The sequence below is a fragment of the Streptomyces sp. NPDC001970 genome (assembly GCF_053594115.1).
The window spans coordinates 112,788-138,299 of sequence record NZ_JBSFDW010000005.1; the positions used below are offsets into that span (position 1 = coordinate 112,788).

The window sequence follows — 25,512 nt, forward strand, 5'->3', positions numbered from 1 at the left end:
GGCTTCAGACGCGCTCCAGGGGCCGGTGCGGCCCGACCGGCAGCTCCACCGTGATCGTGTCGCCGGGCCGCACCACACCACCCGTCCTCACGACGGACATGACCCCCGCCTTGTGCACGATGTTGCCCTCGTCGTCCCGGCCGACGACCTGCTTGAGCAGCCCGTCCTGGAAGTGGTCGATCTGCACACAGGGGTTACGCAGTCCGGTGACCTCGACCACGGCCTCGTCGCCGAGGCGCAGCACCGTGCCGGTCGGGAGGCCGAGCAGGTCGATGCCGCGCGTCGTGACGTTCTCCCCGAGGTCGCCGGGACGGACCTCGAAGCCCGCTTCCCGTACCTCGTCGAAGAGCTCCTCGTGGATGAGGTGCACCTGACGGAGATTGGGCTGGGTGGGGTCCTGCGCGACGCGCGAGCGGTGCTTGACGGTCACGCCCGCGTGCACATCACCCTCGACGCCGAGCCCGGCGAGGAGGGTGATGCCGTCCCTGTTCGGCTTCGTGAATGAGTACGCGCCGTTGCTGCTGACCGTGGTGACCCGTCCGCCGATGCTCATCGTGCGGGGCTCCCTCTCCCGTGTCGGTGATCGTCCCGGACGACCGTAGCCCACCGCGGGGCACAGCGAACCGGCCAGGTCAGCGGCCGATCTGCTTGCGGTTGTTGATCCGGCGGAGCCGGCGGCGCTGCGAGGGGTCGAGCGCGAAGTAGGCCACGGCGGGCACTCCGACGATCACCAGCAGCGACATCCAGAATCCGATGAATGGCCAGAGGATGAGGCCCAAGGCCACTCCCCCAATGGCGATCTTCGCACCTGTCGACATCTTCGACGCCTCCTTCGCGGCCACCGGCCTCCGGCCGCCGCTCCTGTTGTGAGAACGCGCCCGTGGGCCCGCCGGTTCCCTACCCAGCGACCTCGTGGGCGACGGTTTCCGCCGCACGCCGGTCGTCGCCCCCCGCGTCGCCGCGCAGCTCACCGCCGACCTCGTGCATATGGCCGAGGGCCTGCCGGTACGAGTCGATCAGTCCGGTCTCCGTGTAGGGCACGGCGAGCCTGCGGCAGTGGGCACGGACCAGCGGCTGGGCCAGCCGCAGGTGGGGGCGGGGCATGCTCGGGAAGAGGTGGTGCTCGATCTGGTAGTTGAGGCCGCCGAGGAACCAGTCGGTGAGAGCGCCGCCCCGTATGTTGCGGGAGGTCAGCACCTGCCGCTGGAGATGACCCCAGCGCTCGTCGCTCTCCGGGTCGGGCATCTCCATGCCCTTGTGGTTCGGCGCGAACGCCATACCGAGATGGAGCCCGAGAAGCATCTGGTGGAGCAGGACGAAGACGAGGGCCTGGAGCGGCGTGAGAACGCTCAGCAGCAGCGCGAGGTAGGCGACGGCATGGGCGATGAGCAGTCCGCCCTCGATCACCCGCGCGCCTGCCGCGGCCTTGCGTTCCTGTGGCCCGCCGTCCGCGGCCCTGCCTTCCTGGGCCCCTGAAAAGACGTGCTGGAAGCCGTGGACCTTGAGGGCCACACCTTCGAGGGTGGTCAGCGGGAAGAACAACCAGGCCTGATGCCGGGTCAGCCATCGGCGAAGCCCGGTGCGGCCCTTGGCGTGGTCCTTGGTGAAGACCAGGACGTCCGGGGCGACGTCCGGGTCCTTGTCGACGTGGTTGGGGTTGGCGTGGTGGCGGTTGTGCTTGTCGTTCCACCAGTCCTGGCTCATGCCCAACAGCAGGTTGCCGTGGATGAGCTGGATGATCCTGCCGACCCGGCGGTCGGAGGTGATCTGTGCGTGACCCGCGTCATGAGCGATGAAGGCCGTACGCGCGGAGAACACGGCCAGCGGCACGGCCAGCGGAAGCACCCACCAGGACGGGCCGATGAGCACGATGCCGGCGACGACGGCGGCCAGGGCGAGCAGATTGACGGCGATGACGCGGGCGTACCAGCCGGTGCGGCGCTCCAGGAGTCCCTGATCCCTGGCCGTGCGCAGCAGCGGTGCGAAATCGCTGCCGCGGGTCCTGCCTCCGGTCCGGCTTCCGGGCGGGGCTGCGCGTTCCCCCGGGGGCAGTGCGGGCTCGCCGTCGAGCGCGGTGGCAGTGGCGGTCGCCTGGGACATGACGGTCTCCGGTCTCTCGGCCGTCGCGCCGGCCGGCGCGCTCGACTCCTGAAACTGCTCTGACCCGAAGAAACGTACGAATCAGCGGACCTTCGCGACCATGGCGCCACCACCCGGAAACAGTAGGGGGATCACCCGCACCGCACGGTGGTGCTGGCAGCACCCCTACGCGGGAAAGTGACGTGGGTCACGACGATCGCGCTCCCGCGGCAGGCATCCCGTCGGGTACCCTCGGCCGCTCCGGCCCGCAGTAGTCAAATTTGAGGAATGCGTCATCGCTGTGCACATGCTCCCCGCGGCAACGCCCTCCGGCATCCCCTATACCTCAGAGGGCCCAGAGGCCTCACAGTTCTCGGAGACCTCAGCGATCTCCGAACTCTCCCGCTGCGCCGCGGTCTTCCTCCCCGCGGATCCGGCCCGCACGGGCCAATTCGCCTTCTGGCACGCCGACGGCAGCGCGCCGCCCACCGGATCCGGCGGCGCGGTCGAGGACCTGACGGTGGCAGCGGGCGGCCCCGACGGGGTGTCCACGCATGCCGTACCGGCCCGGCTCCTGCCCGTACGAGACGCGCTGCCGGTCCTCACCCGGGCACGGATGTCCGCAGACGCCTCACCCGCCGCGGCCTTCTGGGGCGCCGCGGCCGTGCTCGCCCTTCAACTCGTCGCGCGAGGACTGCTGTTGCCCGGACTCACCCCGAGCGACCACGACTCCTGGCGGGCCGGACCGCTCACCGCGGAAGACCTGAACCGCATCCGTACGCTCGCCGCCTCCATGCCGCCCACCGCACACGCCGTCCCGCTCGACGCCTCCGCGGAACCGCTGCTGCTGCCCGAGCCGGAGCGGCTGCTGCGGGCCTTCCTGGACGCGGTCGCCGACGTACTGCCGCGCACGCCCGCCGCACCGCTCGCCACCGGCTCCGGCGCGTTCGCGGCCGATGAGCCGCAGCGGCTGCCTCGGGCGCGCGCCTGGGCGCAGGATGTCGCGGCGGGCCACGACGCTGGCGTCAGGCTGTCGCTGCGCGTGGAGATTCCGGGCCTGTCCGAGAGCACAGGGACCCAGGAGCCCGCCTTCCGGGCCGTGCTGCAGATGCACAGCGTCAGCGACCCGGCCCGTGTCGCTGACGCCGCGGCGATCTGGGCGGGCGGGCAGGACGCCGCCTTCGGACCGCGCGCCCGGATGGACGCCCTGCTCGCACTGCGCCGCGCGGCACGTGCCTGGGCGCCGCTCACCCCGCTCCTGTCGGCGGCCGTTCCCGACACGATCGAGCTCGCCGACGAAGACGTCACCGACCTGCTCGGCAGGGCGTCGTCGGCGCTGGCCGCAATCGGCGTGCAGGTGCACTGGCCCAGGGAGCTCGCCCGCAAGCTCACCGCGCGTGCCGTCATCGGCCCGCCCGAGGAGGGCACCAGCGCCGGATCCGGATCCGGCACGGACGTGACCGGCTCCGACCAGGATGCGACCGGCTCCGACTCCGGCACGGACGCGACCGGCTCCGGGATGCCGTCGTTCCTGTCGGCGGACGCTCTGCTGGCCTTCAACTGGCGGTTCGCGCTCGGCGACCAGCGGCTGACGCGCGAGGAGCTGGACCAGCTCGCGGAGGCGCGCAGGCCCGTGGTGCGGCTGCGCGACCAGTGGGTGCTCATCGACCCCGAGGAGGCCCGCCGCGCCCGCGCGCACCAGGACCGCAAGCTCACCCCGGTCGACGCACTCGGCGCCGTACTGACCGGCTCCACCGAGGTCGACGGACGGCGCGTCGAGGTCCAGGCGTCGGGCCGGCTGGAGCGGCTGCGCGACCGGCTCGCCGATCCGGAGGGCGGCGAGCAGTCGGTCGCCCAGCCCGCGACGCTCGCCGCCACCCTGCGCGACTACCAGCTGCGCGGACTGAACTGGCTGCACCGGATGACCTCGCTCGGGCTCGGCGGCTGCCTGGCCGACGACATGGGACTCGGCAAGACCATCACGCTCATCGCCCTGCATCTGCACCGCCAGACCGACGCATCCGCCGCCGGCCCGACACTCGTCGTCTGCCCGACGTCCCTGATGGGCAACTGGCAGCGGGAGATCGAAAGGTTCGCGCCCGGCACACCGGTGCGCCGTTTCCACGGCGCGACGCGCAGCCTCGAGGCCCTGACGGACGGGGAGTTCGTCCTCACCACGTACGGGACGATGCGGCTCGACGCGCCACAGCTCGCCGACGTCCCGTGGGGCATGGTCGTCGCCGACGAGGCACAGCACGTCAAGAACCCGTACTCGGAGACGGCGAAGCAGCTGCGCACGATCGGCGCGAAGGCCCGGGTCGCGCTCACCGGCACGCCCGTCGAGAACAACCTGTCCGAGCTGTGGGCCGTCCTCGACTGGACGACGCCGGGGCTGCTCGGCCGGCTCGGTACGTTCCGGGCGCGGTACGCGCAGGCCGTGGAGGGCGGCGCGGACCCCGCTGCCGCCGAGCGGCTGGCCGCGCTCGTACGGCCGTTCCTGCTGCGCCGCCGCAAGTCAGACCCGGGCATCGCGCCCGAGCTGCCGCCGAAGACCGAGACCGATCGCGCCGTCTCGTTGACCGCCGAACAGGCCGGTCTGTACGAGGCGGTGGTGCGCGAGACGCTGGCCGCGATCTCGGCGGCCGACGGCATGGAGCGACGCGGACTGGTGGTGAAGCTGCTGACCGCGCTGAAGCAGATCTGCAACCACCCGGCGCAGTATCTGAAGGAGGAGCAGCCGAGGATCCCTGACCGGTCCGGGAAACTGGAGCTGCTGGACGAGCTGCTGGACACGATCCTCGCCGAGGATGCGAGTGTCCTCGTCTTCACGCAGTACGTGCAGATGGCGCGGCTGCTGGAGCGCCATCTCGCGGCGCGCGGGGTGCGGACGCAATTCCTGCACGGCGGCACTCCGGTCGCCGAGCGGGAAAGGATGGTGCAACGCTTCCAGGACGGCGAGATGCCGGTGTTCCTGCTGTCGTTGAAGGCGGCGGGCACCGGGCTGAACCTGACCAGGGCCGGTCACGTCGTCCACTACGACCGCTGGTGGAACCCGGCCGTCGAGGCGCAGGCCACGGACCGCGCGTACCGCATCGGCCAGACCCAGCCCGTGCAGGTCCACCGGCTGATCGCCGAGGGCACGATCGAGGACCGCATCGCGGCCATGCTGGAGCGCAAGCAGGAGCTCGCGGACGCGGTGCTCGGCTCCGGCGAGGCGGCACTGACCGAACTGACCGACGCCGAACTGGCGGACCTGGTGCAGCTGCGAGGGGGCGCGCGATGACGGGAAGCACGGCGAGCACGGGAAACGGGAACGGGAACGGGAACGGGAACGGGAGAGGATACGAGGGCGAGGACGAGCGGACGTTCGCGGCGCTGCCACCCGCTCACGGCCGGGGTTTCGCGCAGACGTGGTGGGGCCGGGCCTGGCTGCAGGCGCTGGAGGACACGGCGCTGGACTCCGAGCAGCTGAAGAAGGGCCGCAAGCAGGCACGCGACGGGGCGGTGGGGGCCGTGTCCGTACGGCCCGGGCGGATCACCGCGGTGGTGAGGGACCGGGACGGTACCGCGTACCGCAGCGACGTACTGCTGCAGGAGCTGACCGACGACGCGTGGGACCGCCTGCTGGACATGGCGGTGGACCGGGCCGGACACATCGCCGCCCTGCTGGACCGGGAGATGCCGCCGCACCTGGTGGAGGACGCGGCGGGCACCGGAGTCGAGCTCCTGCCGGGCATCGGGGACCTGGAGCCCGCGTGCAGCTGCGAGGCGTGGGACCTGTGTCCGCACACGGCGGCGCTCTGCTACCAGGTGGCGCGGCTGCTGGACCAGGATCCGTTCGTGCTGCTGCTGTTGCGGGGCCGTGGGGAGCGCCGGCTCCTCGACGAGCTGCAGGTACGGAGTGCGGCGCGGGCGGAACACGAGGAGCGGCCGGCGGGCGTGCCCGTGCCCGCGGCGGTGGGGGCGCGGGAGGCATTCGCGGCGGCGGACATCCTGCCCACGCTGCCGGATTCGCCGCCGCTGCCACCGGAGCCCGGCGTGCCTCCGTCCCTGGACACGGAGACGGCTCCGGTGCCGGGGATCGACGCGGACGCGCTGGAGTTCCTCGCGGCGGACGCGGCGGCGCGGGCGCACCGGATGCTGGTGGAGGCACTGGACGCGGGTCATGAACGACGGCCTGTGGAGCCGCAGCTGACGGAGGGCCAGGACGCGGTGCGGCTGGCTGCGGCGCATGCGGGCGGGGCGCACGTCCCGGCCGTGATCGCGGCACGGCTCGCGGCGGGTTCCGGCCGCGGGCGCTCCGGCCTCGACCTCGCGGTCCGCGCCTGGCGGTTCGGCGGGGCGGCGGCGCTCGCGGTCCTGGAGGACGACTGGGTGCCGGACGCGGAAACGCTCAACCGGGCGGAGGCGCGGCTGGCCGCGGCCTGGGACGAGGGTGAGCGTCCACGGCTGCGGGCGGCGGGCGCGGGGCGGTGGACCGTCGTGGGTGCGGACGCGCAACTCCGGGTGGGTCCCGACGGGCGCTGGTGGCCGTACGCCAGGTCCGGGAGCACTTGGGCCCCTGCCGGGCCTGCGGCGCCGGATCCCGCCGCGGCGCTGGCGATGGCCGAGGGCTGACCCGGCCACTGACGTACCGCAGGGAGGTGGAGCCGTGCGGGCTCGGACGCACGCAGGGCCCGGAGGTCCTGCAGGCCATGCTCGACCGGGCCGGTGCCCTGCGCACCGCGGAAGCCCGCGGCGAGGCCCCGACGATGCAGACCTGGGTGCCCGAGTCGCACGACGGCCTCGAAGAGGGCACCCTGTGGCGCGAGGGATCCGAGTCCTACTGCACCCCGCGCGGCCGGCACCCCCGCTCGAACACGGGATGGGTGCTGCGGAGCATCGATCGGCTCGCGCAGTACGACTCGTACGCGATGATCGAGTTCATCTCGCCCCGCCCGCTGCTGATGATCACCGGCTCCAGGGCGGACACCGGCTACTTCAGCCGTGAGGCCGTCGAGAAGGCGAACGAGCCCAAGGAACTGTTCGTCGTCGACGGCGCCACCCATGTCGACCTTGACGACAAGGACGAGTACGTCACCCCGGCGGTCGCCAAGCTCTCCGACTTCTTCGGCGAGCGCCTGGCCGCCTGACGCGCAGCCTGTGGGCCGATGCCGCTCACAGCGCTCACAGATGCCGGCCGATGTGCCGCTGCCCGGTGCGGGCAGGGGCATGTGTCGTTCCCGTCGCCCTGCACGTGTCGCGGCTGGTCGGTCAGCGCCGCGTGTCCGGACTGTGGCTGCCCGGACACCGTCGGTGCCCTCGGAAAATCGTTCGCGCCGGTCGCTTGACTTGAAGCGCTTGAAGTGTCGGAGACGTGCGCGACGTCGCCGACCTCCACCTGCGGGCCGTGACCCATCCCGCTGCCGCAGGCGAGCGCTTCCTCGCCAGCAGCGGCGACGCGATCAGCTTCCTGCAGATGGCGCACATCCTCGCCGAGCACCTGGGAGAGTCCGCCGCCAGGGTGCCGGGCCAGGAGCTGACCGACGCTCAGGTACGCGAAGCGGCCCGCTCGAACCCCGCGCTGCGGGAATCGCTCAGCCGACTGGGCAGGGTTCCGGTCCTGCGCACCGAGAAGGCCCGCTCGGTTCTCGGCTGGGAACCGCGCGACCCGGTGACGACCATCGTCGAGACCGCGGAGAGCCTGATCCGCACGGGGCTCGTGGACGGCTCGGACGCCTCACGGGCCGAGCGCTCCGCCGACCGGTCCGCGGCCCCTGCTGCCCGAGGCGCCGAGTCGTAGGACGACGCGACGGCCGGTGCCATACCTCGCTCCCGTCGACCACCTTCGTCGCACCTATTTCGTCATGGCCCTTGACAAATTAGTATCCGGGCCAGCACGGGGAAGGCGCACTGCAACGAAGGTGCAGAACGGAGAGTCCCATGGCCGTACCCGCAGGGCCCCTCGTCGTCGGAGTGGACAGCTCCACCCAGTCGACGAAGGCGCTGGTCGTCGATGTCGCCACGGGCCGGGTCGTGGCGAGCGGCCAGGCTCCGCACACCGTCACGGGCCGGAACGGCGCCCGCGAGAGCGACCCCGAGGACTGGTGGACGGCGCTCGGGGACGCGCTCGGTCAGTGCGGAGCACCGGCCCGTCGGGCCGCCGCCGTGTCCGTCGCCGGGCAGCAGCACGGCCTCGTCACGCTGGACGCGCAGGGCCGGCCGGTGCGTCCGGCGATGCTGTGGAACGACGTGCGGTCGGCGGCGCAGGGCGAGCGGCTCGTCGAGCACCTCGGCGGCGCGAAGGCGTGGGCCGAGCGCACCGGCAGCGTCCCCGGCCCCGCGTTCACCGTCACCAAGTGGGCGTGGTTGCGCGAGCGCGAGCCGGAGGCCGCCGCGGCCACCCGCGCGGTACGTCTCCCGCACGACTACCTCACCGAACGGCTGACCGGACGAGCCGTCACGGACCGGAGCGACGCATCGGGCACGGGCTGGTGGACGCCCGCGACAGGGGCGTACGACGTCGAGATCCTCGGCCTCGCGGGCCTCTCCCCCGCGCTGCTCCCGGAGGTCGCGGACCCGTTCGAAGCGGCCGGGACGGTTCGCGATCTGCCCGGTCTGCCGCTTCCGGCGGGCGCGCTGGTGGCACCCGGGACCGGGGACAACGCTGCCGCAGCGCTCGGACTCGGGCTCACTGCCGGACAGCCCGTGCTGAGTCTGGGCACCTCCGGCACGGTGTACACGACGTCCCCGCACCCGACGGCCGATCCGGCCGGCACGGTGGCCGGCTTCGCCGACGCCCGCGGCCAATGGCTGCCGCTCGCCTGCACACTGAACTGCACACAGGCCCTCGACCGGATCGCCGTGCTGCTCGGCCGTGACCGGGATGCCGTGGAATCCGGCGGCCGTGAGGTACTCCTGCCGTTCCTCGACGGCGAGCGCACCCCCCAACTCCCCCACTCATCCGGCTTGTTGTACGGGCTGCGCCACGACACGACGCCGGGGAGGCTGCTCCAGGCCGCGTACGACGGAGCCGTGTACGCGCTGCTCGAAGCGCTGGAGAAGGTGCTGGCGGAAACGCCGGAGCAGGACGCTCCCCTGCTGCTCATCGGCGGCGGGGCGCGGGGCGCGGCCTGGCGTGAGACGGTCCGCCGGCTGTCCGGGCGCGCCGTCACGGTGCCTGTCGCCCGCGAACTGGTGGCGCTCGGCGCCGCCGCGCAGGCCGCCGGCGTGCTCACCGGTGAGGACCCGGCAGCGATCGCCCGGCGCTGGGGAACGGCGGACGGCCCGTCGTACGATCCCGTGCCCGTGGACCGTGCCGCGCTGGACCGGATCGGCTCCGTCCTCGCCGACGGCGGCGCACTGCTGCGTTCGGAGCACCGGCCGTGACGCTGCCCAACACTCAACAGGGCATGCGCCGCCGGAACCTCTCGCTCGTGCTGCACGCCGTGGCCGCCGAAGGACCGCTGTCGCGCGCGGCCGTGGCGGGCAGGATCGGGCTGACCCGGGCCGCGGTCTCCTCGCTCGTCGACGAACTGACGCGCGCCGGGCTTCTGGTGGAGCTCGGCCGCGAGCAGTCCGGCGCCGTCGGCCGGCCCGGCAGCGCGATCGGCATCGGCAACCGCGGCCCGGTCGGCCTCGGTGCCGAGGTCGGGGTCGACCACCTGTCCGTCGTCGCGGTGGATCTGCGGGGAAAGGTACGGGCGCGGGCGTCGGCCGGGGCCGACAACCGGGGCCGCCCTCCCGAGCCGGTGCTCAAGGAACTGGCCGCTCTTGTCCGCGAGGTCACCGATGCCGTGCGCGTCGAGGGCCTGCGGCCCGCCGGTGTCGCCGTGGCGGTGCCGGGTCTGGTGGCACGCGACACCCACACCGTCGTCCGCGCCCCCAACCTGGGCTGGTGGGACGTCGACCTGGGCGTCTGCCTGCCGTACGGGCCCCAGCTGACCGTCGACAACGAGGCCAATCTCGGCGCGTTGGCCGAGCTGTGGATCGGCGGGGATCCGGCGCCGCGGGACTTCGTCCATGTCTCGGCCGAGATCGGCATCGGCGCGGCCGTGGTCGTCGACGGCAGGCTGCTGCGCGGCGCGCACGGGTACGCGGGCGAGCTGGGCCATGTACCCGTACGTCCCGAGGGCCCCGTGTGCGCCTGCGGTGGTCGCGGCTGTCTGGAGCAGTACGCCGGTGAGGAGGCCGTGCTGCGGGCCGCCGGGCTCAGCACCACGGGCCGGCCGATCGAAGTGCTCGCCGAACGGGCTGCGGCCGGTGACCGCGATGTCCGCCGGGCACTGCGCGGCGCGGGATCCGCACTCGGCATCGCGCTGGCCGGTGCGGTGAATCTGCTGGACCCCCGCGCGGTGGTCCTGGGCGGCGCGCTGTCTCGGCTGTCGCCGTGGCTGCTGCCTTCCGTGGAGCGGGAGTTGACGCGCCGTACCACCGATCCGGCGCGGCCGGTGCTGACGGTGTCGCGGCTCGGCTCCGACGGGCCGCTGCTGGGGGCGGCGCATTCGGTGGTGCGTGCGGTGCTCGACGATCCGGGGTCGTATGCCGTGAGTTCGTCTGTGGACTAGCGAGGTGGCCGGGGAGGCGCCCGGGGCAGGCGGGACAGGAGCGGATCCCGACGCGCCCGGGGCCGCCCGGCCGCCCCGGATGACGCGTCCGTGACGCTTGTCGGGTTCCCGCTACGGGACGACGATGGGCCCGCGAGGGAAGGCACCGTCCGGGAGGCCGAGTTGACCGACGCATGGGTGGCGCTGGAGGCCGGGAACGATCCGGTGGAGCGCGGCAGCGAGCTGCGCCTGGCGTACGAACGGTTCGCCACGGCGGGCCGTGTGGAGCGAACCGTACGGCCCGTCGTGGCCGAATCCTGGCGGCGCTGCGCCCGCGCACACGTCACCACGGAGGGCGCGGCGAGCGTCGAGCTCGGCGACGACGAGCTCGGGGTGTACCGCGAGGGCCATCCGCTGTCGCGCGTGATGCCGGTCATCAGGGAGCTCATGGGCGTGTACGCGGTCGACGGCGAACATCTCGTCGCGGTGTGCGACGCGCAGGCGCGGCTGCTGTGGGTCGAGGGTCATCCGGAGGCCCGGCGGAGGGCGCGGCGGATGAACTTCGTGGAGGGCGCGCGCTGGGCCGAGTCGGTGGCGGGGACGAACGCGCCGGGGACGGCGATCGCGGTGGACCGTCCGGTGCAGGTGTTCGCGGCCGAGCACTTCCGGCGGCCGGTCCACGAGTGGACGTGTGCGGCGGCTCCGGTCCACGATCCGCACACCGGGCGGCTGTTGGGCGCCGTGGACATCACCGGCGGGGACCGGCTTGCCCATCCGCACAGCCTGGCGTTCGTGGGGGCGGTGGCGCGGGCCGCCGAGTCGCAGCTCGCCCTGCTCGCGCCGCACCCCGCGGAGGGAGCGGTCCAGCTGACGGCCCTCGGCAGGGACGAGGCACTGCTGGTCGCGGAGGGCCGCAAGCTCCGACTGAGCCGCCGTCACAGCGAGATCCTCGTCGTACTGGCCCGCCACCCGGAGGGGCTGAGCGGCGACGAGCTGCTGCTGGACCTGTACGAGGACGAGCACGTCACCCCGGTCACGCTCCGGGCTGAACTGTCCCGGCTGCGCGGCCTGCTGGGGCCGCGGCTGCTGCAGTCCCGGCCGTACCGGCTGGCCGTGCCGGTCGACGCGGACTTCGACGTGGTGGCCCGCCGGCTCGCCTCGGGTGCGGTCACGGCGGCGCTCAGCGGGTACGCCGGGCCGCTGCTCCCGGGCTCGGATGCGCCCGGTGTCGTGGCGCTGCGGCGCCGCCTTGCCGACCAACTGCGTGCAGCCCTCATCTCGCGCGGCGATCCGGGCCTGCTGTCGGACTGGGCCCACAGCCCGTGGGGCGAGGACGACCTACCGGTGTGGCAGGCACTCGCCTCCGGACTGCCGAAGGGGCAGCGGGCGGCCGCGGAGGCCCGGGCGCGGGCGCTGGACGGAGAGTACGCGGCCGCAACGTGGTTGCAACGTCCGGCTCCCTAGGTTCGGCGTCGGACGCCGTCCAACGGCGGACGGCGACGACCCCGGGAGGCCTCATGACTCGATACGCAGCGCCTGGCACGGACGGCGCGATCGTCACGTACGCATCCCGCTACGACCACTGGATCGGCGGCGAGTACGTCCCGCCGGCGCGTGGCCAGTACTTCGAGAACCCGAGCCCGGTCAACGGCCGGCCGTTCACCGAGATCGCCCGCGGCACCGCCGAGGACGTCGAGCGGGCCCTGGACGCCGCGCAGGCCGCGGCGCCGGCCTGGGGCCGTACCGCTCCCGAGGCCCGGGCGAACATCCTGCTGAAGATCGCCGACCGGATGGAGGCGCATCTGGAGGAGCTCGCGGTCGCGGAGAGCTGGGAGAACGGCAAGCCGGTACGGGAGACCCTGGCCGCCGACATCCCCCTGGCCATCGACCACTTCCGCTACTTCGCGGGCGTGCTGCGCGCCCAGGAGGGTTCGCTCAGCGAGCTCGACGACAGCACGGTCGCGTACCACTTCCACGAGCCGCTCGGTGTCGTGGCGCAGATCATCCCCTGGAACTTCCCGATCCTGATGGCGGTCTGGAAGCTGGCGCCGGCACTGGCTGCGGGCAACGCGGTCGTGCTCAAACCCGCCGAGCAGACCCCGGCATCCGTCCACTTCTGGATGAGCCTGGTCGCCGACCTCCTGCCGCCGGGCGTCGTGAACATCGTCAACGGCTTCGGCGTCGAGGCGGGCAAGCCGCTGGCGTCCAGCCCGCGCGTGGCGAAGGTCGCGTTCACAGGCGAGACCACGACGGGGCGGCTGATCATGCAGTACGCCTCCGAGAACATCAAGCCGGTGACGCTGGAGCTGGGCGGCAAGTCGCCGAACATCTTCTTCGACGACATCTGGTCCGCCGACGACGAGCTGCGCGACAAGGCCCTGGAGGGCTTCACCATGTTCGCCCTGAACCAGGGTGAGGTGTGCACGTGTCCGTCGCGTGCCCTGATCCAGCGCGGGCACTACAGCGAGTTCCTGGACGCGGGCATCGCCCGCACCGAGGCGATCGTGCCCGGGCACCCGCTGGACACGGACACGATGATCGGCGCACAGGCCTCCAACGACCAGCTCCAGAAGATCCTTTCCTACCTGGACATCGGACAGCAGGAGGGCGCCAAGATCCTGACCGGTGGCCAGCGGATCGAGTACGACGGCGAACTGGCGGGCGGCTACTACGTGCAGCCCACGATCTTCGAGGGCGACAACCGGATGCGGATCTTCCAGGAGGAGATCTTCGGGCCGGTCGTCGCGGTGACGTCGTTCTCGGACTTCGACGACGCGATCAAGACGGCCAACGACACGCTGTACGGCCTGGGCGCGGGCGTGTGGACCCGGGACGTCAACCAGGCGTACCGCGCCGGCCGGGCCATCCAGGCCGGCCGGGTCTGGACGAACTGCTACCACGCCTACCCGGCGCACGCGGCCTTCGGCGGCTACAAGCAGTCGGGTATCGGCCGCGAGACCCACAAGATGATGCTGGACCACTACCAGCAGACGAAGAACCTGCTGGTGTCGTACTCGCCGAAGAAGCTGGGCTTCTTCTAGACGCATGCGAAAAGGCGCCTGACTTGGGTTTTCACCCGTCAGGCGCCCTTCGCTGAGCCCGCTCTCGACCGAGCCCGGCTTGCGCGCCAACTCCTCGCCGAGCTGGGCGCTCATCAGCGCACCGGCGCTCCACCACTCCACCGGCCCGTCCCACATCTGCTTCGTGGTCTTCGCCCGCGGAGACTACGTCGACGTCGCCGACCTGCGCGGACAGCAGTGGATCGCAGGCCCCCGTCCGGCGAGGACCGGCTCATGAGGGTGTGGCCGGGCTGGACGAACGGCCCGAGATCCTGCACACGGCCCGGGACTGGCTGGCGAAACTGCACCTCGTGGCCGCGGGCTGCGGGCATACCACCGTGCCCGCCGCGTTGGCCTCGGCCGCACCGCCCGGCGTCCGCGTCCTGCCGGTGCGCGGCGGCCCGCAGGAACTGCGGCGCCTGCTCCTGGCCCGACTACCCCAGCCGCCAGCCACGGCCGTCACCCGCCTCGCGGCCGCGCTGCGGGCCGCCGCTTTCGCAACCGACGATGACGCCCCCTTCGCGTGTACGACGTGGCGGGCCTGCGGGTCGTCGACGCGTCCGTGTTCCCGACGGTGCCGCGCGGCAACACCAACGCGCCCACGATCACGGCCGCGGAGAAGGCGGCCGACCTCATCAAGGCCGCCGGCCTCGTCAAGGGAGCCGTGTGATGACGAGGTCCCCGCCGACCACCGAGCAGGTCTGGGAGATCGACCGGGCCGTCGACGACCTGGTCCGCGGCGAGGCGGCCTGGGCCGCCTGCGACCGTGCGAAGCGACGCGAACTCCTGGAGCAGATGCACGCGGCCACCGCCGTGCAGGCGGAGGCGTGGGTCCGCGCGGCCGTCGCCTACAAGCAGCTGCCGGACGACAGCCCGCTGGTCGGGGAGGAGTGGATCACCGGCCCGTACCCGGTGCTGACCTCCCTGGGCGCGCTCGCCGCGACCGTCGAAGCCCTGGAGGAGAGCCGCAGCCCCGTCGACGGGTTCACCTTCGGCCGGGCGCCCAGCAGGCGCGTCACGGTCCGGGTCCTGCCGCACAGCGTCTGGGACCAGCTGCTCCTGAACGATTTCAGTGCCGAGGTGTGGATGCCGCCCGGCGTCACGAAGGAGACGGTGCGCAGCCGCGCGGGCCTCGCTCTTCTCCGCCCTGCCGAGACCAAAAGGCGTGGGCGTCGCGCTCGGCGCGGGGAACATCACCTCGATCCCGATCCTGGACGTGCTGTACGAGCTGTACGCGAACAACCGGGTGGTGGCCCTCAAGCTCAACCCGGTCACCGACGGCCTCTTCGACGCCACCGCCGTCATCGACTTCGACCGGACACGAGCGGTGCCACCTGCCCCACACCCGAGGTGCCGCCCAGTCGATGTGGCGCCGGCGCACGGTCTACCACCAGGCAACCGAAGACCGGCGGCACCTGCCGCCGGGTACAGCCCGAGGCGGCCATGAACACGATCGAGGCCGACACCGCACTGTCACCACACCACAGCGCCGCCCCCGCCCTGCGGACCTGTCGACGCCTCCGGTACCACCCACTGGAGGTAGTACTACCGGGTTGGACGCTCATTGCGGGGATACCCAAGGCCGAGTTGCACGTCCGCCACATCGGCTCCGCTCCGCCACAGGTCGTGCCGACCTCGCGGCACGGCACGAGGGCACCTTAAAGGTGCCAGCCGATCTTCTCGACCACTTGGGCGCACACGGCATCACGCTGGGGGTCTGCCCGACGTCGAACATCGCCACCGGCGCGGTCGCGACGCTGGACGAGCACCCCGTCCGCCGGATGGCCGAGGCGGGCCTGTTGGTGACCATCAACGGCGATCGCCGCACGGACCTCGAGCAAGAGGCGTGGCAGCGCTGGCCAAGAACGCCGTCGAAGCCTCTTACATGGATGCGGCGGGTAAGGCACGTAGAACGCCGAGATTGACAGGTACCTGGCGGCCTGATCGCGCGCCATCCAGCTGACCAGGGAAAGCGGCGGCAGACGTGGCGGACAGCCACGCAGGCTCCACGACCGTGCCACAACTTACGGAACGCGGCCTCATGCCCGGGCCGTGGCAGCAAGACTGACCCCCTCACCAGCGACCAGTCAGGGGGACCGCGAACACCAGCCAACGCAGGCAGCCGCCGAGCTCACCCGCGCCCGCCGCGGAGACCAGCAGCAGCCGCCACCGAGGTGCAGCGCGTCACGCCGGAGCGATCCTGGGCCTGTGGGCCATGGCCGATCTGGCTATCACCGGCGGCCGCAACCTGATTTGCGTCCTGCTCGGTGACCTGGATCATTCGCATCGCAGAAGCCGCCATCGCCGACTTCCGCAGCTTCGAGGTCGTCCACGTCTGTGTGTCCACACGCAGGCCATGAGGCCCCTTGGGCCGACCGCGCAGCAACGCCACCCAGCGCGTGCGATCGCTTGACGGGAACCGGCGCCACGACCGAGAGATCCTTGAATCAGCTGGGACTCGAAAGCGAGATGATCGACTATGGACCCACCGGAACGCAGCCCTGGTGACGTGCTTCCTGCTGCGGGGGCTCTGGCAGTGGCGGATCCGGATGGTGTGCTGACCTGCTGGAGCGCCGGTGCGGAGCAATTGCTCGGGTATTCCGCCGCTGAGGCAGTCGGCCTGCCCTCGGCAGAGCTACTCTCATCGGCCCTCCCTGCGGCTGCTCGTGAGCGGTTCGGCCGACAGGAGGGTTGGACCGGGCAGGTGGCACTCCGCCGCCGGGACGGCAGCGCGGTGGAGTGCCGGTTGCGCGCGTGCCCGCTGCCCACGGGTGACGGGCGAGCCGGTTGGCTGCTGGAGGGCGTACCGGTGCGGGAGGAGATGGAGTGCGACACGGATCCACTCATCCGCTGGTCGTTCGACCAGTCCCCGTTCTCCCTGGCGATCTACGATTCCGAGGGTCGATTCCTGCGGGTCAACGAGCCCATGACCAGGCAGCTCGCCGCCTCCGAGCGGGAGCTTCGGGGGCTCCGGATCTCCGAGCACATGCCCGATCCGGCCTTCCAGGCTCCCGAGCGATCCCTCGATCGCGTGCTGCGGACCGGTGAGCCCGAGCACATCGAGAACTACGTAAAGGTCCCGGGGGAGCCCCACGCGCATGCCTGGATCGTCCACTTCACCCCGCTCAAGGACTCCCATGGACTGGTGCACGGCGTGCAGCTGGCCGCCCTGGACTTCTCCGAGCAGTACGTGGCCCGCGAGCGTTTGGCGCTGCTCGACGAGGCCAGCAGGAGTATCGGAAGCAGCCTGGACGTGGCCCGCACCGCCCAGGAGCTGGCCGACGTAGCCGTGCCTGCCCTGGCGGACTTCGTCTCCGTCGATCTCCTCGACACCGTGCTGCGCGGTGACGAGCCCCCGCTGATCCCCGTCGACGGTCCTCTGCTGCTGCGGCGCGCAGCCATCCGCTCCCGTGTGAAGCATGCCGTCGCAGTCGGCGAGCTGGCCCGCTACCCGGAGTTCTCACCGCCCACCCGCTGCCTGGCCACCGGTCACGGTACCGTGCACCAGATCGGGGAGCCCGAGATCACCCGCTGGCTGGCCCGCGACCCCGACCGGGCTGCCTGGGTGGTTCGGCATCGCGCGCAGTCGCTGATCACGGTGCCGCTCCGCGCCCGCGGCACCAACCTCGGCGTCGCCCTCTTCACCCGCCTGGCTCCCTCCGTCGCAGCGTACGGACCCGACGACCTGCAGATCGCCGAGGAGCTGGCGGCGCGCGCCGCGGTCTGTATCGACAACGCCCGCCGTTACACACGCGAGCACAGGACGGCGCTGGCTCTCCAGCACAGCCTTCTGCCACAGGGGACTGTCGAGCAGGCAGCCGTGGACGTCGCCGGCCGCTACCTCCCCGCGGACTCGCACATCGGCGTCGGCGGCGACTGGTTCGACGTCATCCCGCTTTCCGGCGCCCGCGTCGCCCTCGTCGTCGGCGATGTGGCCGGCCATGGCATCGCCGCCTCGGCCGCCATGGGGCGCCTTCGAACGGCCGTGCGTACCCTCGCCGACGTCGATCTGGCCCCGGACGAGCTCCTCGCCCACCTCGACGACCTCGTCGTCCGGCTCAGCTCGGGGCAGGACTCCGGTGCACAGGCGCCGTCTGGAGAACTCGGATCAACTTGCCTGTACGCGGTCTACGACCCCATTTCCCGCACGTGCTCGCTCGCCAGTGCAGGTCACCTCTGGCCCGCACTGGTGCGCCCTGACGGCGGAGTGGACTTCCTCGAACTGCCCACCGGCCCGCCGCTCGGCGTGGGCGGGATGCCGTTCGAGTGCGTCGACCACGAAGTTCCCGAAGGCAGTCTCCTCGCTCTGTACACCGACGGGCTGGTCGAGGCACGCCATCGCGATGTCGACGCCGGCCTGCATGCCCTGCGCGGCGCCCTCGCCGACGCCGCTGCTTCGTCCTTGGAGACCACCTGCGACAAGGTCCTCAAGGCGCTGCTCGACGAGCGGCCCACCGACGACGCCGCTTTGCTCATCGCCCGTACACGTGCTCTGGACAGCGGGCACATCGCCGTCTGGGACCTCCCCAGCGATCCGGCTGTCGTCGCAGGCGCCCGCTCTCAGGCGACCGCCCAACTCCACGCCTGGGAGCTGGACGAACTGGCCTACGTCACCGAACTCGTGGTCAGCGAGCTGGTGACCAACGCCATCCGCTACGGCGGCGCGCCCATTCAGCTGCGGCTGATCAAGGAAAGGACGCTGATCTGCGAGGTCTCCGACGCCAGCAGCACCTCACCGCACCTGCGCCGCGCCCGCATCTTCGACGAGGGCGGACGCGGCCTCATGCTGGTCGCCCAGCTAACCGAACGCTGGGGGACGCGGTACACCGGCAACGGCAAGACCATCTGGACCGAGCAGCCCCTTCCCGGCGGGAATGGCGGTGGGGTCAGCGCCTGGTTGGACGAGGCCGCGCCATTCGCGGCCGAACGGTCGCCGTTGTCGCGCCAGATGCCATAGAGCCAGGACGGTCCGGGTGCTCGGATCACCGGAGCCGCTCTCTGGCGGATCGACGTACCGCCCCTGATCGCAGCCGGCTCAGCCGGGCCGGCCACTGGAACGTGACTCTCGGAAGGTCCCTTGTCAGGGTCGATGTCGACGCCGGCTGTAAGGCACGGCGCCGGCACGGGGTCAGCTGCGGCCGACCCCGAGCGCGGACGCCTGTCACGCCCTGGTGCGGGCCATCATCGACCACGTGCCGCCCATCTTGGGGTGCCAGTCGTTCGAGCAGGCCGCCAGCAGCTACAAGTGGACCAATACGGACAAGAAGTACGTGCAACGGCTCCTGGAGTTCAAGGTGCAGGCGGATGACGTGATGCACCGACAGATTCGCACCAGCCGTGGCGTCATCACCAAGCACGACCTCCCCAACTCGGGCTACATACACGCCCTGTTGCGGGAGTGCATTGACCGGCTTCAGTGAGGCCGGCACTCGCCATCATCGACTCAGGCCATCGTCCCGCCAGCGCGCGCTCCACTGGCGGCAGTACCAAGCCGGGGCAGTAGCGCCCTGATCGCGGTTCATGCCAAGGGAGGTGTCTGCGGCGGAGTCTTGCCATCCCGCAGAGAGCCCTTCGCCCCAAGGGGCCCGCGCCCATGAACGCCGGTCCGGCCGGCCCGAGGGCGACCGGATACAGTGCGCGAGACGGCAGCTGGTCAGAGAGGGGAAGCGTGACCGACACCAGCAACACCCGACCCGCCGACAGCGAAGCGCAAGCTCCGCGGCAGAGTCGACTGCACCGCCTGATGCGCTACATCCCCCTGATCGCCCCCGTCCTGCTGTGGGCCGTGCCCTGCTGGGTGCTCCTGCACACCGGCCAGCACTGGCCGCTGCCCGTCACGCTGGTCGGCACCGCCCTGTTCGCCCTCGGCCTCGTTGGTATGCCGCTCGCGATGGTGCGCGGCCACGGCCGGCGCCAGCAGGACCGGGCGGCGATCGTCGGTGACACCCTGCTGGGCACCAGCTGGGTCCTGTTCACCTGGTCCATTCTGCTCGGCGTCTTCTTGCGGCTCGCCCTGACCGTGGCCGGCGTCGACGAGAGTCAGGACCGGGCCCGAATCGTCACTTGGGCCGTCCTCGGCATAACCGCCGTACTGCTCGCCTGGGGGTACGCCGAAGCCCGCCGCGTGCCACGCGTGCGCCGACTCGACGTGCAACTCCCACGGCTGGGTGCCGGGTTGGACGGCATCCGCGTCGTCCTCATCACCGACACCCACTACGGCCCACTCGATCGCGCTCGCTGGTCGGCACGGGTATGCGAGACGGTGAACACCCTGGAAGCCGACCTGGTCTGCCACACCGGCGACATCGCGGACGGCACGGCCGAACGCCGCCGCGCCCAGGCCGCCCCACTCGGAACCGTGCGGGCCACCCGGGCCCGTGTATACGTCACCGGCAACCACGAGTACTACAGCGAGGCCCAGGGCTGGGTCGACCTGATGGACGAGCTGGGCTGGGAGCCGCTGCGCAACCGCCATCTGCTGCTCGAACGCGGAGGCGACACCCTCGTGGTCGCCGGCGTGGATGACGTCACCGCCGAGTCCTCCGGCCTGGCAGGCCACCGCGCCCACCTCGCCGGAGCCTTGAACGGCGCCGACCCCGACCTACCCGTCCTGCTCTTGGCACACCAGCCCAAGTTCATCGACCGGGCAGCAGCCGCCGGCATCGACCTCCAACTCTCCGGCCACACCCACGGCGGCCAGATCTGGCCCTTCCACCACCTGGTCCGTATCGACCAGCCCGCCCTCGCCGGCCTTAGCCACCACGGCCCCCGCACCCTCCTCTACACCAGCCGCGGCACCGGCTTCTGGGGCCCGCCGTTCCGCGTCTTCGCCCCCAGCGAGATCACCCTGCTCGTGCTCCGCTCCCCGCACCTGCCCACCTCGCCGTAGCACTGGGCGGGCCGACACATCCGCTTGGAGCAGTCCACGAGCCGAGGGATGCGGCGTCGACAGATGACCAGGCCCGGCTCGCTGAGGACAAGATCCGGACCATTCCCGGGCCGACGGCTCCACCGAGCCATACATGGCCACGTTTTACGCAGGACAGCGACGCGTGACGCCTGTACCACCAGCAGACGAAGAACCTCCTGGTGTCGTACTCGCCGCAGAAGCTGGGCTTCTTCCAGAGGCACGGAAAAGGCGCCTGACGGGCTTTCACCCGTCAGGCGCCTTTGACTCGCCCTGCTCACAGCAGGGCCCGATTCACGTCGCACCTCCCCGTTCCCTCCACAGGTGTCCCCGCTCCTGACCAGTGCTTCTGGTCTCTTCCCGGTCCAAGTCCCCGATCACGCCGCGGGCGGCGCGCCCGGCTGACACGGTCCCACTCCCGCATGGACCGCTCGATGTCGCGGTTGGCCTGTTCCCGGACGCCGTCCAGGGACTTGGCGTAGTGCCGGCGCAGCTCGGACGCCGGCAGACCTGTGCGCTCGTCGAAAGACTCGCCCTCGCGCGCCGCCGTCATCAGCTTCGCGCGCCTGCTCTCAGCGAGCCCGGACGTGCGGATGTGCTGCGGCAGCACTCCGGCACGGCCGGCCGTACGGAGAAACTGCCGGATCGGGGTCTTCGCGGTGCCCGATTCTCCGGGCGAGGAGTGTCGTCGGCCGGTCAGAACACGCGGATCGGGATCTCGGCGGGGTCGGCGAGCAGATCGGAGATCTCGTCGTCCAGTCGCACCAGTGTGACGGAGGCGCCGGCCATGTCGAGCGAGGTGCAGTACTCCCCCACATAGCTGCGCCCGATCTCGATGCCTCGATCGGTCAGCTGCTTGTGGGCCCGTCCGTAGACCAGGTAGAGCTCGCCGATCGGTGTGCCGCCGAGGCCGTTGACCATCAGTGCGACGCGGTCACCGGAGGAGTACGGCAGGTCGTCCACGACCGCGGTGACGAGTTCGCGCACCATCGCGTCCGCCGGCTGGAGCTGCTCCCGCTTGCGGCCCGGCTCGCCGTGGATGCCCACGCCCATCTCCACCGCGTCTTCGGGCAGGTCGAACAGCGGCGAGCCCTTCGCGGGCGGCGTGCAGGCGGTGAGCGCCATGCCCATGGTTCGGGTGACGGAGTTGACCTTCTCTCCGATCCGGTGCACCTCGTCGAGGTCCGCACCCCGCTCGGCGGCCGCACCGACGGCCTTCATCACGAAGAAGTTGCCGGCCACCCCGCGCCGGCCGACGGTGTACGTCGAGTCCTGTACGGCCACGTCGTCATCGATGAAGAGAGTACGTACGGTCACCCCGTCGGCCTGGGACAGCTCCTCGGCCATCTCGAAGGCCATCCGGTCCCCGGTGTAGTTGTTGACCAGCAGCAGAACGCCCTTCGGGGAGGCGACAAGCTTGACGGTCTCGTAGACAAAGTCGGCCGGCGGTGCGGCGAACACGTCGCCCGGACAGGCCGCGTCGAGCATCCCCTTGCCGACGGTCATCACATGCGCCGGCTCGTGACCGGATCCGGAGCCCTGCACGATGGAGACCTTGTTCTCCTGCGGGGCGTCGGCGCGCATGATCAGGTTGTACTCGGGGACGTACTTCAGCGTGTCGGGGTTGGCCAGGGCGAGCCCCTCCAGCATCTCCGCAACGTAGTCCTTCGGGTCGTTGACGAACTTCTTCATCCCGCAACTCCTTCGTGGTGCCGGTCCCGGCCGCCGGGAGGCGGTCCGGAGCCGGGCCCGCTGCCTGCCGTCACTCGCGTGCGTCCCACTCGGCGGCGACGCGCTCCGCCATGACCGCGACCGCCACCGCGCCCGGGTCCGGCGAGCCGATGCTCCGCTCACCGGTGTAGCTCTGGCGGCCGCGCCGGGCCTGCATGGGTGTCGTCGCATCTGCCGCGGTACGGGCCGTCGCGGCGGCCACCCGGGCGAGTTCCGCCGCGCCGGCGCCCGGTCCGCCGTCGGCCAGCCGCTGCTCCAGGGCATCGGTCATCGGTATCAGCGCGTCCAGCAGCGTCTTGTCGCCGAGGTCGGACTTGCCCCGCGCCTTGATCCCCTCGGCCGCGGCCCGCAGCATGGCCACCGCGTCCGCGGCGTTCAGCTCCTGCCGGTCCTTCACGGCCCCGGACGCCCGCAGGAAGGCTGTGCCCCAGAGCGGCCCCGACGTGCCGCCGACTCGCTTGGAGATCACCAGAGCGACCTTCTTCAGGAATTCGGCCGGTGGGCCTGATGCGAGGGTGTCCCAGTCGGCGAGCACGATCTCGAAGCCGCGAGCGAGCGAGTACCCGAAGTCCCCGTCACCGGCCACGGCGTCGAGGTCACCGAATGCCTTTTCGTTGTCGACCGCCGTCCGGGCCATGGTCCGGACGACGAAGGCGAGGTCGCCGACGGGTGTCGATGGCGATGACATGACTCTCCTGACTGCCGCGACGTCAGTGCGAACGAGGACCCGGACCAGGCGGCACGGAGTCGAGCGGCCCAGCTGCGGACGGACCGGATGCGGTGGCGTCGGGGTCGCCGCCGGCGGTGAGCAGGGCGGCCAGGTCCGCGAGCACCACCCATGGCCCCGGGTGGGCGCCGAGCGGATCGCTCAGCACCCTGGTGACGGTCTCCTCCGGCGGCGGATCGCCGAGCGAGGTGACCACCAGGGAGGCGCCTGTGAAGTCCTCCTCCTCGGTGTAGGCGCTGGTCGTGACGGCGCAGGCCAGCCCGGCGCCGAGCGCGGCCAGCATCCCGTTGCGGCTGTCCTCGATCGCGACGACGCCCGCCGGATCGAGGCCCAGCCGGTGCACGGCGAAAGCATAGATGTCCGGGGCGGGCTTCTTCCGCTGGACCACGTCGCCGGCGAACAAACCGAAGTGTGCGGCCAGTTCGGGACCCATGGCGAGGTCGAGCACGCTGCGGACGGACGCCTCCGCCGAGGTGGAGGCGACCGCGAGCGTCCACCCGGCCTCGTGCGCCTCCTCGGCGACCCGCCGCACGCCGGGCCTCGACGGAATGGCTCCGCTGCGGATGATGCCGGTGTAGATCTCGGTCTTGCGCCGGTGCCAGCCGGCGAGTTGCTCCTCGAGTGCGGCCGGGTCGGCAGGCAGCCCGGCGGCAGCGACGAAGTCGGGGGTCAGCAGTGTCCGCATCCGCTCCTTGCCGCCGCCGACCTTCAGCTTCTCCGCGTACTCCTCGTCGCTCCACCGCACGGGCAGGCCGAATTCCTCGAACGTCTCGTTGAACGCGGGCAGGTGTCCGTCGCGTTCGGTGTCGGCGAGGACGCCGTCGCAGTCGAAGATGAGCGCGGGCACGGTGTCAGCCCGCCCGCCCGGCGCTGCCGAAGAGCCTCATCAGGGAACCGGCCAACTCGACGACATCCTGGCGGACGGCCCGGAAGAGCGACGGCGGATCCCACTTCTGCCGCTCCGCCGCCGTTTCGAGGAAGGCCAGATTCGACTTCATGAACGTCTCCTTGAGGGCGGTCGAGATGTTGACCTTCGCGCACCCCCGGGAGATCAGGTCACGGAACTGCTCGTCGGACAGTCCGCTGCCGCCGTGCAGCGCGATCGGTACCGGATAGGCCGCCACGAGGTCGGACACGCGCTGGGCATCGAGCACCGGCGCCTGCTTGTAGGACCCGTGGGCGTTCCCGATCGCCGGTGCGAAGACATCGACCTGCGTGGTCCGCAGGAACTCCAGCGCGACCGCGAGGTCCTGCCGCTCGGCGGCGACGTCGCTGCCGATGCCGTCCTCCACACCAGTGATCGATTCGATCTCGCCCTCGACCGCGGCCCCGTACGCACGAGCCTCCGCGACGACCTCGACGGTCTGCCGCATGTTCTCCTCGACCGGGAGCCTGGAGGCGTCGAAGAGCACCGAGTTCCACCCCCGCCGCAGGCACTCGGTGATGACCTCGCGTTCCGGACAGTGATCCAGGTGCAGGGCGACAGGCACCTCGATGCCGTCGGTCATCGCGGTCCACATGGCGTAGAGCACGTCGCTGCCGATGGACTTGACCGTCTTCACGGAGGTCTGCACGATCAGCGGCGACGCGTTCTCCACCGCGGCCGCCAGCACGGCCTCCAGCGTGAGGTCGTTGAACACGTTGATGGCCGGTACGGCGTAGCGATCGTTGAAGGGCCCGGAGAGGATCTCGGTCAGCGGTGTCACACCCACGGCGCCTCCACGTTTCCGCCCCCGCCCCTCCATTCCACGCCCGCGCATCACACCCCGCCACTTGTAGCCTGGACCCAGGCGGCCCCAGCGGCCCGTCCGTCCACGAGCGGGACGGGCCTTGATCATCGTCGCCCCGGGCGCGCCTGCGACGTGAACGCTGTCTCCCCTTCCTCGAGCATCACCGTGCGCGTGGCCGCGCCCGCGCCGCACTTCCGGCGTGTGCTGGAGCCGACCTGAGCCGATGTGGTCCTGAACGTACTGCTGACAACAGAGGACGCCTTGCCCTGACCAGCCGCGAGAGGCACGAGGAGTGGACGCCGCGATGGGGCTCCCACCCTGCCGACCACGGCCACGCCCGCGGTCGGGCCTGGTCACCCCTGGCGGAGACGGCGGCATCTGGAACCAAGAGCCGGACCATATGCGGCCAGCGACTCGCCGCCGATCTCGACATCCGCTGTTCCAGCAGGTCAACGACATGAAAGCCGGTACAGCCAGCAGACGAAGAACCTGCTGGTGTCGTACTCGCCGCAGAAGCCCGGCCTCTTCCAGAGGCCCGTGAAAAGGTGCCTGACCTGGGCTTTCGCCCGTCAGGCACGCCTTTGTCCCGCCCTGCTCACAGCAGGGCCCGGTTCACGTCGTACCTCAGTTCCTTCCGCAGCTGTCCCGCTCCTGACCGGCGCTTCCGGTCTCTTTCCGGTCCAAGTCCCGGATCGCCCCGCGGGCACCGCGCCCCGGCTGACGCGGTCCCACTACCGCATGAACCGCTCGATGA

At 71.5% G+C, this 25,512-nt stretch carries 21 protein-coding genes and 3 pseudogenes; 15 read left to right on the forward strand and 9 right to left on the reverse strand.

Features of this window, described 5'->3' with window-relative positions; translation table 11 throughout:
- Positions 1 to 4: 4 nt before the first annotated feature.
- The 3 genes from ACWCP0_RS08710 to ACWCP0_RS08720 all read right to left on the reverse strand — a co-directional run bounded on the left by ACWCP0_RS08710 (position 5) and on the right by ACWCP0_RS08720 (position 2,100).
- The gene (locus ACWCP0_RS08710) at positions 5 to 553 is read right to left on the reverse strand and encodes an MOSC domain-containing protein (RefSeq protein ID WP_451078137.1); all 549 of its coding nucleotides are present in this window, start codon (positions 551 to 553) and stop codon (positions 5 to 7) included.
- 79 nt (positions 554 to 632) lie between these two features.
- Positions 633 to 818 (reverse strand): hypothetical protein, encoded by a 186-nt coding sequence (locus ACWCP0_RS08715; protein WP_351225710.1) that lies wholly within the window; start codon positions 816 to 818, stop codon positions 633 to 635.
- A gap of 79 nt (positions 819 to 897) precedes the next feature.
- Complete coding sequence (locus ACWCP0_RS08720; protein WP_451078138.1) at positions 898 to 2,100, reverse strand: fatty acid desaturase family protein; 1,203 nt, start codon at positions 2,098 to 2,100, stop codon at positions 898 to 900.
- Positions 2,101 to 2,386: 286 nt separating this feature from the next.
- Here ACWCP0_RS08720 and ACWCP0_RS08725 point away from each other — a divergent pair, with 286 nt between their 5' ends.
- The 12 genes and pseudogenes from ACWCP0_RS08725 to ACWCP0_RS08780 form a co-directional block, all read left to right on the forward strand.
- Positions 2,387 to 5,362 (forward strand): DEAD/DEAH box helicase, encoded by a 2,976-nt coding sequence (locus ACWCP0_RS08725; protein WP_451078139.1) that lies wholly within the window; start codon positions 2,387 to 2,389, stop codon positions 5,360 to 5,362.
- A complete protein-coding gene (locus ACWCP0_RS08730) occupies positions 5,359 to 6,696 on the forward strand; it encodes an SWIM zinc finger family protein (RefSeq protein WP_451078140.1) in 1,338 nt (445 codons plus the stop codon). The genes ACWCP0_RS08725 and ACWCP0_RS08730 overlap by 4 nt, the downstream gene beginning before the upstream one ends.
- A gap of 26 nt (positions 6,697 to 6,722) precedes the next feature.
- Entirely contained in the window at positions 6,723 to 7,211 is a 489-nt protein-coding gene (locus tag ACWCP0_RS08735; protein WP_451078141.1) for an alpha/beta hydrolase, read from the forward strand.
- 224 nt (positions 7,212 to 7,435) lie between these two features.
- On the forward strand, positions 7,436 to 7,861 hold the full coding sequence (locus ACWCP0_RS08740) for a hypothetical protein (RefSeq protein ID WP_451078142.1): 426 nt from the start codon (positions 7,436 to 7,438) through the stop codon (positions 7,859 to 7,861).
- Positions 7,862 to 8,001: 140 nt separating this feature from the next.
- A complete protein-coding gene (gene xylB / locus ACWCP0_RS08745; protein WP_451078143.1) occupies positions 8,002 to 9,447 on the forward strand; it encodes a xylulokinase in 1,446 nt (481 codons plus the stop codon).
- A gap of 23 nt (positions 9,448 to 9,470) precedes the next feature.
- The gene (locus ACWCP0_RS08750; protein ID WP_451078293.1) at positions 9,471 to 10,625 is read left to right on the forward strand and encodes an ROK family protein; all 1,155 of its coding nucleotides are present in this window, start codon (positions 9,471 to 9,473) and stop codon (positions 10,623 to 10,625) included.
- Positions 10,626 to 10,787: 162 nt separating this feature from the next.
- Positions 10,788 to 12,068, forward strand: a complete 1,281-nt coding sequence (locus tag ACWCP0_RS08755) for a GAF domain-containing protein (RefSeq protein ID WP_451078144.1) — start codon at positions 10,788 to 10,790, stop codon at positions 12,066 to 12,068.
- A gap of 53 nt (positions 12,069 to 12,121) precedes the next feature.
- Positions 12,122 to 13,645 carry an acetaldehyde dehydrogenase ExaC gene (gene exaC / locus ACWCP0_RS08760; RefSeq protein WP_451078145.1) on the forward strand — a complete coding sequence of 508 codons (1,524 nt, stop codon included), beginning with the start codon at positions 12,122 to 12,124 and terminating at the stop codon, positions 13,643 to 13,645.
- Between the two features lie 172 nt (positions 13,646 to 13,817).
- Positions 13,818 to 14,169 (forward strand): annotated as a pseudogene (locus ACWCP0_RS08765) (LysR substrate-binding domain-containing protein); the annotation flags it as partial.
- Positions 14,170 to 14,180: 11 nt separating this feature from the next.
- A pseudogene (locus tag ACWCP0_RS08770) lies at positions 14,181 to 14,333 on the forward strand (GMC oxidoreductase); the annotation flags it as partial.
- The gene (locus tag ACWCP0_RS08775) at positions 14,333 to 15,325 is read left to right on the forward strand and encodes a hypothetical protein (protein ID WP_451078146.1); all 993 of its coding nucleotides are present in this window, start codon (positions 14,333 to 14,335) and stop codon (positions 15,323 to 15,325) included. The pseudogene ACWCP0_RS08770 and the gene ACWCP0_RS08775, both read left to right, overlap by 1 nt.
- 14 nt (positions 15,326 to 15,339) lie before the next feature.
- A pseudogene (locus ACWCP0_RS08780) lies at positions 15,340 to 15,607 on the forward strand (adenosine deaminase); the annotation flags it as partial.
- A gap of 187 nt (positions 15,608 to 15,794) precedes the next feature.
- Here the strand turns inward: ACWCP0_RS08780 and ACWCP0_RS08785 are convergent.
- Positions 15,795 to 16,010 carry a hypothetical protein gene (locus ACWCP0_RS08785; RefSeq protein ID WP_451078147.1) on the reverse strand — a complete coding sequence of 72 codons (216 nt, stop codon included), beginning with the start codon at positions 16,008 to 16,010 and terminating at the stop codon, positions 15,795 to 15,797.
- A gap of 132 nt (positions 16,011 to 16,142) precedes the next feature.
- Between ACWCP0_RS08785 and ACWCP0_RS08790 the strand changes: the two genes are divergently transcribed.
- The 3 genes from ACWCP0_RS08790 to ACWCP0_RS08800 all read left to right on the forward strand — a co-directional run bounded on the left by ACWCP0_RS08790 (position 16,143) and on the right by ACWCP0_RS08800 (position 20,552).
- On the forward strand, positions 16,143 to 18,620 hold the full coding sequence (locus ACWCP0_RS08790; RefSeq protein ID WP_451078148.1) for a SpoIIE family protein phosphatase: 2,478 nt from the start codon (positions 16,143 to 16,145) through the stop codon (positions 18,618 to 18,620).
- 214 nt (positions 18,621 to 18,834) lie between these two features.
- Positions 18,835 to 19,083, forward strand: coding sequence for a hypothetical protein (locus ACWCP0_RS08795; RefSeq protein ID WP_451078149.1), 249 nt, complete (start codon positions 18,835 to 18,837; stop codon positions 19,081 to 19,083).
- Between the two features lie 248 nt (positions 19,084 to 19,331).
- Positions 19,332 to 20,552 carry a metallophosphoesterase gene (locus ACWCP0_RS08800; protein WP_451078150.1) on the forward strand — a complete coding sequence of 407 codons (1,221 nt, stop codon included), beginning with the start codon at positions 19,332 to 19,334 and terminating at the stop codon, positions 20,550 to 20,552.
- A 295-nt stretch (positions 20,553 to 20,847) separates the two neighbouring features.
- On the opposite strand, the gene ACWCP0_RS08805 is transcribed toward ACWCP0_RS08800, so the two are convergent.
- The 5 genes from ACWCP0_RS08805 to ACWCP0_RS08825 all read right to left on the reverse strand — a co-directional run bounded on the left by ACWCP0_RS08805 (position 20,848) and on the right by ACWCP0_RS08825 (position 24,740).
- Positions 20,848 to 21,180 (reverse strand): hypothetical protein, encoded by a 333-nt coding sequence (locus ACWCP0_RS08805; protein WP_451078151.1) that lies wholly within the window; start codon positions 21,178 to 21,180, stop codon positions 20,848 to 20,850.
- Positions 21,181 to 21,266: 86 nt separating this feature from the next.
- Positions 21,267 to 22,262 (reverse strand): dihydroxyacetone kinase subunit DhaK, encoded by a 996-nt coding sequence (dhaK, locus tag ACWCP0_RS08810; protein WP_451078152.1) that lies wholly within the window; start codon positions 22,260 to 22,262, stop codon positions 21,267 to 21,269.
- 70 nt (positions 22,263 to 22,332) lie between these two features.
- A complete protein-coding gene (gene dhaL, locus ACWCP0_RS08815; RefSeq protein WP_451078153.1) occupies positions 22,333 to 22,989 on the reverse strand; it encodes a dihydroxyacetone kinase subunit DhaL in 657 nt (218 codons plus the stop codon).
- Between the two features lie 22 nt (positions 22,990 to 23,011).
- Positions 23,012 to 23,875, reverse strand: a complete 864-nt coding sequence (locus tag ACWCP0_RS08820; protein ID WP_451078154.1) for an HAD-IA family hydrolase — start codon at positions 23,873 to 23,875, stop codon at positions 23,012 to 23,014.
- 4 nt (positions 23,876 to 23,879) lie between these two features.
- Positions 23,880 to 24,740 carry a class II fructose-bisphosphate aldolase gene (locus ACWCP0_RS08825; RefSeq protein WP_451078155.1) on the reverse strand — a complete coding sequence of 287 codons (861 nt, stop codon included), beginning with the start codon at positions 24,738 to 24,740 and terminating at the stop codon, positions 23,880 to 23,882.
- Positions 24,741 to 25,512: the final 772 nt, after the last annotated feature.